The sequence below is a fragment of the Leisingera sp. ABM4_103 genome (assembly GCF_056158685.1).
In genome coordinates, this window is record NZ_JBSWTU010000006.1 from 189,473 (window position 1) to 205,499 (window position 16,027).

The 16,027-nt window shown below is 64.9% G+C and carries 15 protein-coding genes; 2 read left to right on the forward strand and 13 right to left on the reverse strand.

Annotated features, from left to right (window positions below; genetic code table 11):
* The first annotated feature begins 23 nt into the window (after positions 1-23).
* Complete coding sequence (locus ACXAED_RS21635; protein WP_475053476.1) at positions 24-1,424, forward strand: aspartate ammonia-lyase; 1,401 nt, start codon at positions 24-26, stop codon at positions 1,422-1,424.
* Between the two features lie 9 nt (positions 1,425-1,433).
* On the opposite strand, the gene argE is transcribed toward ACXAED_RS21635, so the two are convergent.
* The 13 genes from argE to ACXAED_RS21700 form a co-directional block, all read right to left on the reverse strand.
* Positions 1,434-2,585 carry an acetylornithine deacetylase gene (gene argE, locus ACXAED_RS21640; protein WP_475053478.1) on the reverse strand — a complete coding sequence of 384 codons (1,152 nt, stop codon included), beginning with the start codon at positions 2,583-2,585 and terminating at the stop codon, positions 1,434-1,436.
* Entirely contained in the window at positions 2,578-2,784 is a 207-nt protein-coding gene (locus ACXAED_RS21645; protein ID WP_475053479.1) for a dodecin, read from the reverse strand. The genes argE and ACXAED_RS21645 overlap by 8 nt, the downstream gene beginning before the upstream one ends.
* 11 nt (positions 2,785-2,795) lie before the next feature.
* Positions 2,796-4,865 carry an oxidoreductase gene (locus ACXAED_RS21650; RefSeq protein WP_475053481.1) on the reverse strand — a complete coding sequence of 690 codons (2,070 nt, stop codon included), beginning with the start codon at positions 4,863-4,865 and terminating at the stop codon, positions 2,796-2,798.
* A gap of 104 nt (positions 4,866-4,969) precedes the next feature.
* A complete protein-coding gene (locus tag ACXAED_RS21655) occupies positions 4,970-5,908 on the reverse strand; it encodes a LysR substrate-binding domain-containing protein (protein WP_475053482.1) in 939 nt (312 codons plus the stop codon).
* A gap of 27 nt (positions 5,909-5,935) precedes the next feature.
* Entirely contained in the window at positions 5,936-7,432 is a 1,497-nt protein-coding gene (locus ACXAED_RS21660) for an aldehyde dehydrogenase (RefSeq protein WP_475053484.1), read from the reverse strand.
* A gap of 35 nt (positions 7,433-7,467) precedes the next feature.
* Entirely contained in the window at positions 7,468-8,142 is a 675-nt protein-coding gene (locus tag ACXAED_RS21665; protein WP_475053487.1) for a DUF1028 domain-containing protein, read from the reverse strand.
* A gap of 122 nt (positions 8,143-8,264) precedes the next feature.
* Positions 8,265-8,681, reverse strand: a complete 417-nt coding sequence (locus ACXAED_RS21670) for a RidA family protein (RefSeq protein WP_475053488.1) — start codon at positions 8,679-8,681, stop codon at positions 8,265-8,267.
* 123 nt (positions 8,682-8,804) lie between these two features.
* Positions 8,805-10,079: a flavin-containing monooxygenase gene (locus ACXAED_RS21675; protein ID WP_475053491.1), complete on the reverse strand. Its 1,275-nt coding sequence runs from the start codon at positions 10,077-10,079 to the stop codon at positions 8,805-8,807.
* A 296-nt stretch (positions 10,080-10,375) separates the two neighbouring features.
* Positions 10,376-11,839, reverse strand: a complete 1,464-nt coding sequence (locus ACXAED_RS21680; protein ID WP_475053492.1) for an aldehyde dehydrogenase — start codon at positions 11,837-11,839, stop codon at positions 10,376-10,378.
* A gap of 12 nt (positions 11,840-11,851) precedes the next feature.
* Positions 11,852-12,889 carry an LLM class flavin-dependent oxidoreductase gene (locus tag ACXAED_RS21685; protein ID WP_475053495.1) on the reverse strand — a complete coding sequence of 346 codons (1,038 nt, stop codon included), beginning with the start codon at positions 12,887-12,889 and terminating at the stop codon, positions 11,852-11,854.
* Positions 12,886-13,812 carry a flavin reductase gene (locus tag ACXAED_RS21690; RefSeq protein ID WP_475053497.1) on the reverse strand — a complete coding sequence of 309 codons (927 nt, stop codon included), beginning with the start codon at positions 13,810-13,812 and terminating at the stop codon, positions 12,886-12,888. The genes ACXAED_RS21685 and ACXAED_RS21690 overlap by 4 nt, the downstream gene beginning before the upstream one ends.
* Positions 13,809-14,612 (reverse strand): alpha/beta fold hydrolase, encoded by an 804-nt coding sequence (locus ACXAED_RS21695; protein WP_475053499.1) that lies wholly within the window; start codon positions 14,610-14,612, stop codon positions 13,809-13,811. Before ACXAED_RS21695 ends, ACXAED_RS21690 begins: the two co-directional genes overlap by 4 nt.
* Entirely contained in the window at positions 14,584-15,186 is a 603-nt protein-coding gene (locus ACXAED_RS21700) for an amino acid synthesis family protein (protein ID WP_475053500.1), read from the reverse strand. The genes ACXAED_RS21695 and ACXAED_RS21700 overlap by 29 nt, the downstream gene beginning before the upstream one ends.
* 107 nt (positions 15,187-15,293) lie before the next feature.
* Here ACXAED_RS21700 and ACXAED_RS21705 point away from each other — a divergent pair, with 107 nt between their 5' ends.
* Positions 15,294-15,968: a GntR family transcriptional regulator gene (locus ACXAED_RS21705; RefSeq protein ID WP_475053502.1), complete on the forward strand. Its 675-nt coding sequence runs from the start codon at positions 15,294-15,296 to the stop codon at positions 15,966-15,968.
* The last annotated feature ends 59 nt before the right edge of the window (positions 15,969-16,027 follow it).

Consider the following 16,027-nt stretch of genomic DNA (forward strand, 5'->3'; position numbering starts at 1 on the left):
CCCAACAGCGAAACGGTGAGTCAATGCACGGAACGCGCACGGAACGAGACACGATCGGGCAGGTGGACCTGCCCGCAGACAGCCTGCACGGCATCCAGACAGAGCGGGCGCGGCAGAACTTCCCGATCACCGGTGTTCCGCTGTCGCATTTCCCGGCGCTGGTGCGGGCCTTGGCGATGGTGAAATCCGCCGCCGCCCGCGCAAATGCGGAAACCGGCGGGCTGGCACAGGACAAGGCCGCCGCGATCACCGCGGCCTGTGCGGAGATCATCTCCGGGCAGCATCATGAGCATTTCAGCGTGGACATGATCCAGGGCGGGGCCGGCACCTCCACCAACATGAATGCCAATGAGGTGATCGCCAACCTGGCCCTGATGCAGATGGGCCACCGACCGGGCGATTACGCGCATCTGCACCCCAATGACGACGTGAACCACGGCCAGTCCACCAATGACGTCTACCCGACCGCCATCCGGCTGGCGGTTCTGGCCAGCACCGCGCCGCTGTGCGAGGCGCTGCACAGGGTGCAGCAAGCCTTTGACGAACGCGGCCGGGCCTTCGACGGCATCGCCAAGGTGGGCCGCACCCAGCTGCAGGACGCGGTGCCGATGTCCTTGGGGGTGGAGTTCGCCTCCTTTGCCGTCACCGTGGGCGAGGATATCGACCGGCTGCGCGATGTCAGCCGGCTGCTGACCGAAGTGAACCTGGGCGGCACCGCCATCGGCACCTGCGTCAACGCGGAGCCCGGTTATGCGCCGCTGGCGCTGCGCTGCCTGTCGGAGCTGTCCGGGTTTGAGCTGACCCAGGCGGGCCACCTGATCGAGGCGTCCTCCGACCTCGGCGCCTTTGTCACCTATTCCGGCGTCCTGAAGCGGGTGGCGGTGAAGCTGTCGAAGATCTGCAACGATCTGCGGCTTTTGTCCTCCGGCCCGCGCGCGGGAATTGGCGAGATCACCCTGCCCGCGGTGCAGGCGGGGTCCTCGATCATGCCGGGCAAGGTCAACCCGGTGATCCCGGAGGTGGTCAACCAGGTCTGCTACCAGGTGATCGGCAATGACCTGACCATCACCATGGCCGCCGAGGCCGGGCAGTTGCAGCTGAACGCGATGGAGCCGGTGGTGGCCTATAACTTGCTGGAATCCATCCGCATTCTGAAGAATGCCATCGAAGTCCTGACAGAGAAATGCGTGAAGGGGATCACCGCCAACGAGGACCGCTGCGCCGCGCTGCTCGACAACAGCCTGGTGCTGGCCACAGCCCTGGCCCCGTACCTGGGCTATGACGCCGCCGCAAAGATCGCCAAGGAAGCCCTGGCCAGCGGCCGCAGCCTCCGCGAGGTGCTGGCGGAATCCGGGAAATTGTCAGCTGACAAAACCGAGCAAATTTTAACGGCTGCGGCCATGCTGAAAGAGCCGGAGCGTTAAGCTCCGGCCTCAGCCGGTCAGGTCTTCCAGGATCCGGTCCATCATCGCATCGCAGGCGGCCAGCTGGCTCAGCTCCAGATACTCGTCCGGCTTGTGCCCCTGCCCCGCCATCGAGCCGGGACCGCAAACCACGGTGGGAATGCCGAGCTGGGCAAAGAACCCCGCCTCGGTGCCAAAGGCCACCTTGGTGGAGCGGTTGCTGCGGGCGAGTTTCCGGGCATAGGCCACCACTGGGCTGTCCGGCGGCACGTCAAGGCCGGGGTAGGCGTTGTGCTGCTCCACTTCGATGCGCGCCTCCGGCGCCGGGTAGCGGGCGCTGACCATTTCCGCTGCGGCTTCAATCCGGGCCAGAATGTCTTCGGCACGGTCGGCGGCGAGGTGGCGGTATTCAAACGTCAGCTCAGCCCGGTCCGGCACGATGTTAAGCGCGGTGCCGCCGGACATTTTGCCTGCGTGCACAGTGGTATAGGGCACATCATAGGCCGCATCCCGCGCGCCGTTGGCGGCGAAATCCGCCTGCAGCGCGCGCAGTTCGGACAGGAAGTCCGCTGCCAGATGCAATGCGTTGGTGAATTCCGGCGCAAGGGCCGAATGGCCGCTCTGGCCGTGGCAGACGGCGCGCAGGGCGGCCTTGCCCTTGTGGCCGGTGGCCACCTGCATCTCCGTCGGCTCCCCCACGAAACAGGCGCGCGGGCTGCCGGTCAGCGGCGCCAGACGCTCCAGCATCTCTTGAATGCCAACGCAGCCGATTTCCTCGTCATAAGACAGGACAATCTTCAAAGGTTCTTTCAAATCCGCCGTTGCCGCCCGGCCGGCCAATGCCAGAATACTGGCCACATAGCCCTTCATGTCGGTGGTGCCGCGGCCATAGACGCACTCGCCTTCGCGGGTCAGGCGGAAGGGGTCGCGGGTCCAGTCCTGCCCGTCCACCGGCACCACATCGGTATGCGCCGACAACAGAACCCCCGGCCCCGCCGGGCCTTTTTCGGCATAAAGCCCCGTTTTCGAACCATCCGGCGACGGGATGCGCGTCACCGCAAAGCCGTGACTGGTCAGGACGCCCTCCGCATAGGCGGCCAGATCCAGGTTGGAGTTGCGGCTGACCGTGTCAAAGCCGGTTAGCCGCTCCAGGATCTCCAGCGTCCTGGCAAGGTCAGTCAAGCCGGAACCCGATCTTGAGGCCGACCTGGTAGTGGGCGACCTTGCCATCCTCGACATGGCCGCGGATCTCGCCCACCTCAAACCAGCCAATGTGGTCGATCGTCTTGGACGCCCGGGCAATCGCCCCGCTCACCGCGTCCTCGATGCTGCTGGCGGAGCTGCCCACCACGTCGACTGTCTTATAAACTGCGTCACTCATCACCTTTCTCCTTACTCTGCGGCCAGCTCGGTGATCTCGCGGCGGAACGGCAGCGCATCGCCGATGTCCGGCCCGTCCAGCTCCCGCGCATAGCGGTGGCCTGCGTAAGTTGCCCACGCAATCGGCCCCGGCGCGTTCGCATCACCAATCAGTTTGACCGATTTGATGCCTGCGTCCAGCCATTCCGCTTGGCGGGTGAGGAGGTTTTCATAAAGGGCGTCGTTGCCAATGCGCGAGGCGACCATCACCACCGCGTCCGCCTCGATATTCCAGGTGCGGTCGGTGTAGGTGCAGTTGCTGACCACGTGACCGGCGTGGATTTCGGTAATGCCCTGATTGAGCACGATTTCCACCCCGGCCTCGACCAGGCGCGGGTGGATGGCCACCTGCTCCAGCGTGTTGTTGGTCCAGTCGCTGACATAAGCCGACGGTGTGACCAGCGTCACCTGCGCACCCCTCGAGGCCAAAAGCTCGGCCAGAACCCCGCCCATGTAGTAATGATCATCGTCATAGACCACCACGCGGCCTTCGGGGATGGTGCCGTCCATCAGGTCGTCAGGGGTATAGACCTTGGCGCCCTCGGCAACCGGCATCGGCACCACATGCTGTCGGGAGACCCCGTCGCGGCGCCAAGCGGAGCCGGTGGCGATGCAGACGTTCTCAAACCCGAACTCCAGGATGCTGTCCGCATCCAGCGGGCTTTCGCGGTAGATCTCCACATTCGGGCGCTGGCTCAGCTGATAGTCGCGGTAGTCGACCACACGGCCCCAGGCGTTGAGACCCGGCAGCTGGCGCTCGCGGGTCACCCGCCCGCCGATCACGTCCTTGGCCTCGGCCACCGCCACGTCATAGCCGCGGCGGCACAGCGCCCAGGCGGCCTCCAGGCCCGCCGGGCCGGAGCCGACCACCAGCACGTTGGAGCTGCTGCCCTTGGTGTTCATCTTCTCCGGATGCCAGCCCTTGCGCCATTCCTCCATGAAAGTCGGGTTCTGGGTGCAGCGGCTGATCGACATGGTCATGTCGCCGGTGATGCAGATGTTGCAGCCGATGCATTCGCGGATGTCCTCGATGCGGCCTTCCTCGATCTTCTTGGGCAGGAAGGGGTCGGCAATCGACGGGCGTGCGCAGCCGATGAAGTCCAGCGTTCCGGATTTCACCATCTTGGCCATCACGTCCGGGCTGGTGAAGCGGCCGACGCCGACGATTGGCTTGTCCGTCAGCTCATGAATGCCGCGCACCAGCTGCTCCTGCGCGGCTTCCTCCTTGAAGCGGCTCGGGCCGGAGCAATCCTCCCACGTCCCCTGTGCCAGGTCCCAGAGATCCGGCAGGTCCTTGTTCATCTCGATATAATCGCGCACCTCAGCGTTGGAGAAACCGAGTTCGCCGATGGTTTCATCCAAGGAAACCCGCAGGGTGATCGCCATAGTGTCCCCGACCGCATCACGCATGTCCGCGATAACTTCCTGGCTGAACCGCGCCCGGTTCTCCAAGGAGCCGCCGTATTCATCCGTACGCTGGTTGGTCGCGCGGCTCAGGAAGTGCTGGAAAATGCCGAACCCATGTGCGCCATACAGGCAGATCAGGTCAAAGCCCGCCGCCTTGGACCGTTTCGCCGCATTCACGAACCAGCGGCGCAGGTCCTTGATGTCCTGCTTGTCCAGCGCGCGGGCCTGCACCGGGTCGTTGGTGAAGGTGCGGATTGGCAGGGCGGAGGGCGCCAGCGGCACCTCCTTGGAATAAAGGTTCGGGCCGTTGATCCCGGAATAGGCCAGCTGGATCCCGGCCAGCGCGCCGTGGGTCTTCATCTTTTCCGACATCCGGCGCAGCTGCGGAATATCCTTGTCCTCCCACAGGCGCAGTTCGATGAACGGGGTGATTTCCGAAGTGTGATGCATCTCGCACTGTTCGGTGAAGATCACCCCCCAGCCGCCCTCGGCCTTGATGCCCCGCATCGCCGCCGCAGCAGAGGGGTCGCGATAGCCGCCGCCGTTGCAGTGCGGCACCTGGTAAAACCGGTTCTTGGCTGTGAGCGGGCCGATCTTCATCGGCTCGAACAGAATATCATAGCGGGGATCGCGCAATTTCCATCTCCTTCGTGCAAGAGTGCCCAAAGGGTACAGGACCGGGCCAAAGGCGAAAGTTGCGCTTGCGGAAGCATTGATTAGCCTGCCGCTAAGCCGGTGGCCTAGCCCTGGGGCGCGGCGTTCAGCCCCGGCAGCGCGCCGTCCTTCACCAGCTCCGCGCAATGCTCGACGAAGGAACGGATGGTGATCGAATTCTCCGAGTCCGGCGCCATCAGCAGCCCCATCCGCATCGGCCGCAAATCGCCCTTCAGCGGGATAAACTTCAGCGTCTTGCCATCGGGGGACTGGTCATTGACCGGGCGGATATTGGCAATCGAATAACCGTAGCCATTGGCCACAAGGCTGCGCATCACCGCCATATCGCGGGTGCGCTCGGCCACGTTGGGCTTGATCCCGGCCTCATGAAAGAACGACAGAAAATATTCCGCGCTGAACGGCAGGTCCAGCAGCACCATCGGATGCTCGCGCAGCTCCTTCACCGTGACCTCGGGCAGATCCGCCAGCGGATGGCCCTCGCCCACCAGCGCATAGGGCGGCAGCTCCGCCAGGGTGACAAAGCGCAGATCCGCCGGAATATCCAGGTTGTAGGTCAGCGCAATGTCCAGCTCCGCCCGCCGGATGCCGCTGAAGATCGCCGCCTGGTCCAGTTCGATCTGGCGCACGTTCACATCCGGATACCGGTCCTCGAACCCACGCCGCACTGCAGGCAGCACCACTTGGGCAAAGGTCACCAGGCAGCCGATTGCCAGCGGCCCCCGCACCTGGCCGGAGATATCGCCTGCGATGTCCATCAGCCGGTCGGCCTCCCGCAGCACGGTGCGGGCCTGCTCCAGCATCACCCGCCCCGCCTGGGTCAGCGCCAGCCCCTGGGCGTGCTGGCGCACGAACAGCGGCAGCCCGAATTCCTGCTCCAGCTGGGCAATCGCCGCCGAAATCGACGGCGACGACACATTCACCTTCTCCGAGGCCAGCGCGATCGAGCCCGCCGCCCCCACGGCCACAAAATACTCCAGCTGGCGCAGCGTGTATCTGACTGGCAAGGGCAGGCTCTCCCGGGGCTTGGCGGATCAGGCTTTGTACTTGATCCAGGTGGTTTTCAGGGCAGTGTACTTCTCCAGCGAGTGCAAAGACAGATCCCGCCCGAAGCCGGACTGCTTCATGCCCCCGAACGGCGTCTGCGCCGACAGCGCGTCCACCGTGTTGACCGAGACTGTACCCACATGCAGCTTGTCCGCCACCCGGCAGGCGCGGCTGAGGTTGTCTGTCCACACCGAGGCTGCCAGCCCGTAAATCGAGTCATTGGCCATGGCGACGGCCTCCTCCTCGCTGTCAAACGGGATCACCGACAGGACGGGGCCAAAGATCTCATCCCGTGCCAAAGGGTTATCGTGGCGCACGTCATCAAAGATCGTCGGCTGCACAAAGCAGCCCTTGCCATCCACGGTGACGCGCTCACCGCCTGCCACCAGATTGGCTGAGGCCTTGCCCGCCTCAACGAAGCGCATGATGCCCTCGGTCTGCTTTTCATCCACGATGGCGCCCATTTCCGAGGCCGGATCCAGCGGATCACCCGGCTGGGTTGCCTCGGCCCGGGCAATCAGCCTCTCGACAAAGGCGTCCTTGATCGAACGCTCCACATAAAGCCGTGAGTTGGCCGAACAGACCTCGCCCTGATTGAAGAAGATGCCAAAGGCAGCCATGTCCGCAGCCGCATCCAGATCCTCGCAATCGGCAAACACCAGGTTCGGGCTTTTGCCGCCGGTCTCGGGCCAGACCTGTTTGAGGTTCGACTGGCCGGAATACTGCATGAACATCTTGCCGATGGCGGTGGAGCCGGTGAAGGCGAGGCAGTCCACGTCCATATGCAGCCCCAGCGCCTTTCCCGCGGTGGCGCCAAAGCCCGGCACCACGTTGAAGACACCGTCCGGCACCCCGGCCTCCGCCGCCAGCTCCGCCAGCCGCAGCGCGGACAAAGGAGACTGCTCCGCCGGTTTCAGCACCACGGAGTTGCCCGCCGCCAGCGCCGCCGCCGCCTTCCAGGTCGCCATGTCGAGCGGGAAGTTCCAGGGCGTCACCGCCCCAACGACGCCCAAGGGCACGCGGGACACCAGCGCCAGATCGCCCGGCCCGGTCGGCGCCACCTCGTCATAGACCTTGTCGATGGCCTCGGCATACCATTGGAAGAAATGCGCAGATCCGGGCGCGTCGATTGTCACCGCATCGGTCACCAGCTTGCCCATGTCCAGGGAGTCCAGCAGCGCCATCTCCTCCAGGTTTTCCCGGATCAGACCGGCGAGCCGCAGCAGCACCGCCTTGCGGTCCCCCGGCGCCATCCGCGACCAGCGCCCGTCCTCAAAGGCCCGGCGCCCGGCGGCCACTGCGCGGTTCACGTCTTCGGCATCGCATTCGGCGACCTGCGCCAGCACCTCGCCCGTTGCGGGGTTCACGCTGGCAAAAGTCTTCCCCGAGGCCGCATCCGTGAATTTGCCGTCAATGAAAGCCTGGCCGCGGAAGGTCAGCGCCGCGGCGCGGGATTTCCAGTCGTCGTAAGTGTAGTCCAGCATGTCTTTCTCCCTGATGCGCCGCGCCTATCCGCCGTTCATTCGTCCCCGGGCACGCCGTAAGACGGCGCCTCACGCGGGTCGAGCGCGCGCTGGACATAGGCGTCGAGCTGCGGCTTGTAGACCTCCCAGGCGGTGGCGACGGCCTCGACAGGGCAGTCCTCGGTCCAATCGCAGCGCAGATCGGCCACCGGCCAGCTCACCTTGTCGACGATCTTCATGCCGGCCGAATGCACCGGCCCGGCCTCGCCGCCCGCGGCCAGCCCGGCGCGCATTGCGGCAATCAGCCGGTCGCCAAGATGGCCCTCCGCCGCCTGAAACCCGTCCACGATTGCCTGACAGACCCCGTCATTGGCCAGCAAGTTGCCGCCCGAGGCGACATCCCGGCCTTCCGCCTGGGTCCAGATCCCCAGGGAGTTCGGCCCCGAATGAATGGCGGTGCCGCCAATACTGTCCACCGCCAGCACCTGCCGGTATTCGATGAACCGCCCGATCTCGCGCACCTTGGCCACCGCGGCGGCGGCGGTCATGCCCTGCTCCATCAGGTCCAGCGCCAAGGGACCCAGGCTGGGGTCGGTCACATTCTGGCTCGCCACCGCGCCAACGCCCGCGCGGGCAAAGGAACAGCGCGCCGCCACCGCCGGCGAGGAGGACGAGATCGCCACCCCGAACATGCCCGTTTCCGCGCAGCGCGCCACAAGCGAAAATGTCATCGTCTCTCCTCCTCACCAGCCACTGGAGACGGATCCGTTCTTCATCTGGCCGGAAATATCCTCGGGGGTGAATTGAGCCGCAGGCTCAAGAGGGGGCAGACAGCCCCCTCCGCGCTTCCGGATCAGTCCGGGATAACGGCGGTGCCGTCGATCTCCACCAGCCACTCGGGCCGCGCCAGCGCCTGCACCACCAGCCCGGTGGAGACGGGATGCACGCCTTTGATGTATTCGCCCATGGTGCGGTAGACCGCCTCGCGGTGGCGCACGTCGGTGATATAGACCACCACCTTGACCAGATGCTCCATCGAGCCGCCGCACTCCTCGATCAGCTGCTGGATGTTCTGCATCACCTTATGGGTCTGCTCCACCGGATCGTGGCTCTCGATATTCTTTGCGTCATCCAGGTTCTGCGGGCACTGGCCGCGCAGGTAAACGGTCTTGCCGCCGGTGGTCACCACCGCCTGGCACAGGTCGTTGTCCAGGTTCTGTTCCGGGTAGGTGTCTGAAGTGTTGAACTTGCGGATGCGGGTATGGGCCATGGTATCCTCCTGATGTGACGGGGCCGGCCGGATATTGCGTTTGCCGGAAAAACTCTCACGCGCCGCGGGACAGCCAAAGCATCTTATGGCTACCCCTTGCTTCGGCTGCGGCTAAGCCAGCACTCAGATCTGATCCGCGCGGCGTTCGGCGGGGCCGCGGTAGGCTTCATAGTCGCGCTGGATGGCGATCTGGTCGGCCACATGCTTGGCATCATGCCAGACCCCCCAGATGAAGGTCGAGCCGCGCCGCGACTGCCAGGGCAGGCCCAGGAAGTAGATCCCCGGCTCGCTCGACACCCCGCGCTGGTGCTGCGGGCGGCCCTGGGCGTCAAACGCATTCACCTTCATCCAGTCGAAGTCCTGGCGGAAACCGGTGGCCCAGAGGATGGTGGTGATGCCTTCTTTCTCCAGATCCAGTTCCCGGATCGGATGGGTCAGGCTCTCCGGATCCGGGAAGGCCTTGCGCGCCTCTGGTTCCTCCGGCAGGTCTATACCGGTGCGGGCGGCATAGGCGTCAGCCAGATCCAGCATCTTCAGGTAATCGGCGTCGCCATTGGCGATGTTCTCCTGCAGGTCGTCTGCAAATCTCATGGTGCCACCCTCATAGGACTCGGTCAGCCCCAGCAGGGTCACTCCCTCGCCTGCCAGGCGCCGGAAATCCATGGTCTGACCGCCATAGGCGCCGCTGACAGAGATTGTCACATGCTCCTTGCCCGGCTCCTGCGCTGCCTGGTCCCACAGGCCCAGAACACCCAGCCACCAGACAAAATCACGGCCCCGGTACATCCGCGGCGGGCGGTCGTGCGGCCCCACCGACAGAAAGACCTTGCGGCCTGCGCGGTTCAGCTCATCTGCAATCTGCGCGCCGGAGGAGCCTGCGCCCACCACCAGCACCGCGCCGTCAGCCAGCTGATCGGGGTTGCGGTAATGGAAGGAGTGCAGCTGATTGACGCTGGCCCCTTGCGGCACCACCGGCGGGATCACCGGATGCTGGAAGGCGCCGGTTGCGGCCACGATGCGCTGCGCTTCGATCACCCCGTCCGAGGTTTTGACCCGGAACCCGCCGCTGCCATCGATGCGCTCGGCGCTCAGGACCTCGACCCCGGTGCGGATTGGCGCCCCGATGCGCTCGGCATATTCGGCAAAATAATCCGCCACTCGGTCCTTGCCGGCAAAGGCCTCCGGATCGGTGCCGGTGAACTCCAGGTTGGGAAAGCGGTCGTGCCAGGCCGGGCCGTTGGCCACCAGCGAGTCCCAGCGGCCGGTCCGCCAGGCCTCGGCGATGCGGTTCTTTTCCAGCACCAGATGCGGCACGCCGTTGCTGGTCAGATGCTCGCTCATGGCGACGCCCGCCTGGCCCGCACCAACAACCAGCGTGTCAATCTTTTCTATCGCCATCTCCAGACCCTCTCCTGACACTGCAGCGAGGGCTGCACCCCGCCGCGCTTCCTCAACAGGAATTCCACACCGCCGGGTCAGGAAAAAGAAATCTATGGCTTACCTCTGGTTCGCGTGGAGCTAAGCAGCGGATTATGGCTGAGTTCAAGGGCTTGAACGAGGGGGCTGTCTGCCCCCTCGCGCTCCCCCGAGGATATTTTCAGCCAGATGAAGAACGGATCCGGTGCCTGCGGCAGGCAAAGAGACAAGACGCCAGGTCAGGAGGCGCTGCCGGAGATGTTAAGGTCCGGCCCGCCCTACCGCATCACGAAGGGGTCCGGGATCGGATCGTCGCTGGTGCGCAGCCAGACCGCCTTGACCTTGGTGTAATCCAGCGCCGCCTGCAGCCCGCCCTCGCGCCCGTGGCCCGACAGACCGTGTCCGCCAAAGGGCGCAATCGGGCTGACCGCGCGGTAGGTGTTGACCCAGACAATGCCCGCGCGGATACCCCGGATCATCCGGTGCGCGCGGGTGAGGTTCTGGGTGAATACGCCCGAGGCCAAGCCAAAGGCGGTATTGTTGGCAAGCTCCATCGCCTCTGCCTCGGTCTCGAAATCCACCACCGACAAGACCGGCCCGAAGAATTCGGTGCTGAGGCAGGGCGCATCCGGTGCGTCCGAGCAGTCCAGCACGGTGGGCGGGAAATAGAACCCCTCCCCTTCCGGCACGGTGCCGCCGGTGACCAGCTTGGCCCCTGCCTGCACCGATGCCTCGATCAGGCGCACCGCATGGTCGCGCTGTTTCAGGGTGCACAGCGGCCCGACCTCTGTCACCATGTCATCCGGCGCGCCAATGACCACCGCTTCGGCTTTCTCTTTCAGCCGCGCAAGGAAGGCGTCCTTGATGCCCTTCTGGATCACCAGCCGCGATCCCGCGACGCAGCTTTGCCCGGTCGCCGCAAAGATCCCCGACACCTGCGCATTCACCGCGCTTTCCAGATCGGCGTCGTCAAACACGATGAAAGGCGACTTGCCGCCCAGCTCCAGCGAGGTGGAGGCGAGGTTCTCCGCCGAGTTGCGCACGATATGCCGCGCGGTTTCCGGCCCGCCGGTGAAGGCGACATGGGCCACGGATGCGTGGCTGGTCAACGCCGCGCCTGCCTCCGGCCCGCCAGTGATCACGTTCAGCACACCGGGCGGGAAGCCTGCCTGATCAAAGATCCGCGCGAACTCCAGCATCGGTGCCGGGCCTTCCTCGGAACCTTTCAGCACCACCGTGCAGCCCGCGGCCAGCGCCGGGCCGATTTTGACAGCGGACAGGAACAGCTGCGAATTCCACGGCACGATGGCGGCCACCACCCCCACCGGCTCGCGCCGCAGCCAGACCTCCATGTCGGGCTTGTCGATCGGCAGATGCGCGCCCTCGATCTTGTCGGCCAGCCCTGCGTAATAGCGGTAATATTCCGCCACATAAGCAATCTGGGCCGAGGTCTCGCGGATGATCTTGCCGGTGTCGCGGGTTTCCAGTTCTGCCAGAAGCGGGGCGTTTTCCGTCACCAGATCGGCCAGCCGCATCAAGAGCTTGCCGCGCCGGGTGGCGGTCATGCCGGCCCATTCGCTGGAGAAGAACGCTGCCTCCGCGGCCCGCACTGCACGGTCCACATCCGCCGCCGATGCGCTTGGCATCTGCGCCCAGGGTTTGCCGGTGGCCGGATCGAGGGTCTCGAAGGTTTCCCCTGCGTCCTCAAACGCTCCGCCAATGTACTGCTGGAAGGTCTGCATTCTCAGGCTCCCTTACTGAAACGCGGGCATGACTTCGGTGATGAACCGCTCAAGCGAGGCTTTCTTGCGCTCGAAGCTCATGCTGCTGTCGATCCAGAACGAGTATTCATCATACCCCAGCGCCTCATATTTTTTCAGCCGCTCGATCACCGCCGCGGGTTCACCGATCACCAGATCACGCTCCATTGCCTCGGGGCTGTAGAACGGGTGTGCGGCGATCTCCTCGTCACTCAGCGGATCAATCAAGCCCTGGCTGACGTCCCGCTTGTTCATGAACCAGGCCCCGAAATAGCAGTAGAAGCGGTTCAGCTCCTCCGCCCCGCGTTTCACATCCTCGGCGCTGTCTGCGACATAGGTGTGCTGAAGCAGCATGATCTTGGGCCGCGGCACGTCGCTGTGCTTGGCGCAGGCATCGTTGAACTTGCCCATCAGGTCGGCAATCTCCTCGTCGCCCTTCCACAGCGGTGTCACCTGCACGTTGCAGCCATTGGCCACGGCGAATTCATGACTGTTCGGATCGCGCGCGGCGACCCAGATCGGCGGGCCGTCCTGCTGCAGCGGTTTGGGCGAGGAGGTGGTTTTCGGGAAGGAATGGAACTCCCCCTCCTGCGCGTAATCGCCCTGCCACAGGCCCTGCACCGCCGGGATCAGCTCCCGCATCCGCTGGCCCGCCTCCCAGGCATCCATGCCGGGCATCATGCGTTCGTATTCAAACGAATAGGCCCCGCGCGCGATGCCCAGGTCCAGGCGGCCCTCGGTGATGATGTCGGTCATCGCCGCCTCGCCCGCCAGCCGGATCGGATGCCAGAAAGGCGCGATCACCGTGCCGGTGCCCAGCCGCACGTTCTTGGTATGGCGCGCCACATCGATCAGGTTCAGGAACGGGTTCGGCGAGATGGTGAAGTTCATCCCGTGGTGTTCGCCGGTCCAGACCGCGTGCATGCCGCCGTCGTCGGCGATTTTGCACAACTGGATGAACTCGTCATAGAGCCGCTTCTGATCGTCGGCTTCCGAAATCCGCTCCATATGCGCAAAGAGGGAAAATTTCATGCGCCCTTGCTCCCTGTCGCCACTGGGCGGACCTGCCCGGTGGTCTGATTGCCATAATACACCCCGAAATTGCCCATCCGGGCCTCACTCGCGAACCGCTCCAGCATGGTGCACATCGCCGCGTCGGCAATGTCCATCAGCGTGGATTGGGTCAGCGGTGTGAAAACGCCCTTGGCCGGTGTGCCGCCGGCCGATTGGCACAGAAACGAGATGTGCTGATGTTCGCGCGCTTTGTCTTCATAGACGGAATAGATAAAACCGGGTTCGGCCTCGACGCCGGTTTCCGCGATCAGTTTGGCCAGGGCGGCAGAGGCGCCCTCCTTGCCAACCCGGATTTCCGGCAGCGTCAGCTTGCCCTGGTCGTTGCCCAGGAGCAGCACCTTGCCCTCATGCTCGATCAATGCCGAGACGATCAGTTTAGCGCCCTGGCTCAGCGCCTCGGCCTCAGCCGCAGCGGTCACATAAGCGCCGCGGGCATATCCCAGCCCTGGCGCGGGCGAGGTCTCAAACGCCTCCACCCGGCCGATCAGGATCAGGTGGTCGCCAGCCTCAACCCTTTTGTGCATGGAGCAGTCGAACCAGGCGGAGACACCGCTGAACACCGGGCTGCCCTGCGGTCCCTTCTGCCAGCTGACGGCGGCAAAGCGGTCCTCGACGGGCCGTGCGAAGGTGTTGGAGACATCTTTCTGGTCCTCTGCCAGCACGTTGATGGCAAAGCCCCCGGCCTGCTCGAAGGCCGTATAGTTGCTGGAGGAATTGGCGATGCACACCAGCACCAGCGGCGGGTCCAGCGACACGGAGGTGAAGGAGTTGGCGGTAAAGCCGATCGGGTTTCCGTCCGGGTCATGTGCCGTTACCACCGTGACCCCGGTCATGAAGGTGCCAAAGGCGTGGCGCAGGGCGCGCGGGTCGATATCTCTCATGACGTCGCTCCTTCCGTATTCAGCCAGTCCCGCAAGGCGGCGTTGACCTCTGCGGGGGCGGTCAGGTTGACCATATGGCGGTGGCCCTCGATGACAACCGCCCGGCCCTGCGGTGCGGCAGCGGCCATCGCATGCGCCATGTCGGGCGTCGAATTCGGATCGCCGTCGCCGGTCAGCGCCAGCAGCGGGCAGCGGATGCCAGAAAACCTGTCCGCATAGGTGCTGTCGCCGCGGGCAAAGGCGGAATAGGCGGCGGCGTAACCGTCAAGGTCCACAGCCGACAGCCATTCACCCACCTGCGCCCGCGCTTGCCGGTCGGCATCGCTGCTGCCGAACCAGCGGGTGAGAGGCGTGTCCAGATCAAAACTGCCCGCGCGGATTTCGGCGGCGCGCGCCTCGACGGCCTGCCGGGCCTCATCCGAGCGGCGGAACACCCCGTTGAGCAGCGCCACGCGGGAGACGTTCTGCGGGTGGCTGACCGCATAGCCGCCTGCAATCAGCGCGCCCATGGAATGACCCGCCAGCGCGACAGGTCCCAGATCCAGCGCCTGCAGCACCTCATGCAGCCAGGCCACATAATCCGGCAGTTCGGAGCCCTCCGTCAGCCGTGCGCTGCCGCCGTGGCCGGGCATGTCCAGCGCGATCACTTGATGGGTCAGGGACAGCGCCTCAATCTGCGGCCCCCAAGCCGCCGACTGCATGCCGACCCCGTGGATCAGCACCACCGGATCGCCGCGCCCTGCCCGCTGGCAGGTCACCGGGCCATAGGGCTCAGACAGCGGCAGGGTTGTCGACGTCATGGCCCAGTTCCTTCAGGTCCTGATAGCGGTCGCCGATGCGGTGATGCGGCCGCCCGCCAATGGAGGCACCAAGCGCGATCACGATCTCATCCGGACCCGGCGCATCCGCCACCGACAGCTGGATGGTCAGGTAATGGCTGCGCCGCCCGCCGTCGTTCTTATCCATCAGCGGGATTTGCAGCGAGGCATTCGCAGGCCCGCGGGTGTTGGTGAAGGCAAGGTAGGATTTCGCCCCCACCGCCTCGCGGAAGTGATTGCCGAAGCGCAGCGTATGGATGAGGGCGGAGGCATGCTCCACCTCGCCATTCACCCCGACGATGGCGGACTTGCCGTAGCCCTCAACCTTGTCGCCGCCGCCTGCCGCCTCCAGGATCATCGCGGTCAGCTTCTCCCCCAGACCCGGTGCGCAGTCGTGGATTGCCGGGCGCAGATCCTCGACAAACCCCTGCCCTGCCCACGGGTTTTTGATCACCGCCACCGCAGCAATCATCTTGAGCGGCTGCTCCGCTGCCTTGCCGCCCTCGATCAGGGTCTCTTCGACATGCAGCAGCGTCTTGCGGATTTCGGCGGGCATGGGCGGGTCTTTCCTGTCTGATTCCAGTTGCCGTAATATGGTATACCATCATACAGTATGTCAATGCGGCCTTGTTCCACCCTGCCCCCCTTGCTATCGGAAGAAACATGACCAGCCCCATCATGAGCAAAATCGACCACCAGCCGCAGACCCTGCGCGATATCGTGCAGGAGCGGATGCGCGAGGCGATCATCTCCGGCCAGTTTGCCCCGGGCGAGCGGCTGGTGGAGCGGCCCCTGTGCGACCAGCTTGGCGTCAGCCGCACCGTGGTGCGGGAGACGATCCGGTATCTGGAGGCAGAGGGGCTGGTCGAGATCCTGCCTGGCAAGGGGCCGATCGTGGCGCAGCTGGGGTGGGAGGACGCGCGGCAGATCTATGACATCCGCCAGATGCTGGAGACCGCCGCTGCCACCGCCTGTGCGCAGAACATGACGCCAGAGCTGGCGGAGCAGCTGAAGGCCGCGCTGCACGAACTGCAAGAGGCCGTGGCGGCAGGCGTGCCCGGCCCGATGCTGAAGGCGACGACCGAGTTCTACCGCATCATCTTTGAAGGCGCCGGCCACAATGTCGCCTGGGAAATCGCCCAGCGTCTGAATGGCCGCATCAGCAGGCTGCGGGCTGTGACGCTATCAACCGCAGAGCGGCAAAAACCCGGTCCCGCCCATATGCAGGAGATCTGCCGGGCCGTCGTCTCGGGGGATGCCAAGGCCGCGCAGGCAGCCATTGAACAGCATCTGAGCGACGCCAAACACACTGCCGAGCGGCTGCTGAAAGAGGGGTAACCGATTTCCTGCGAGGAAATCGGCCATGAAAAATCGATTTTTCATGGCTGAAATCCGCG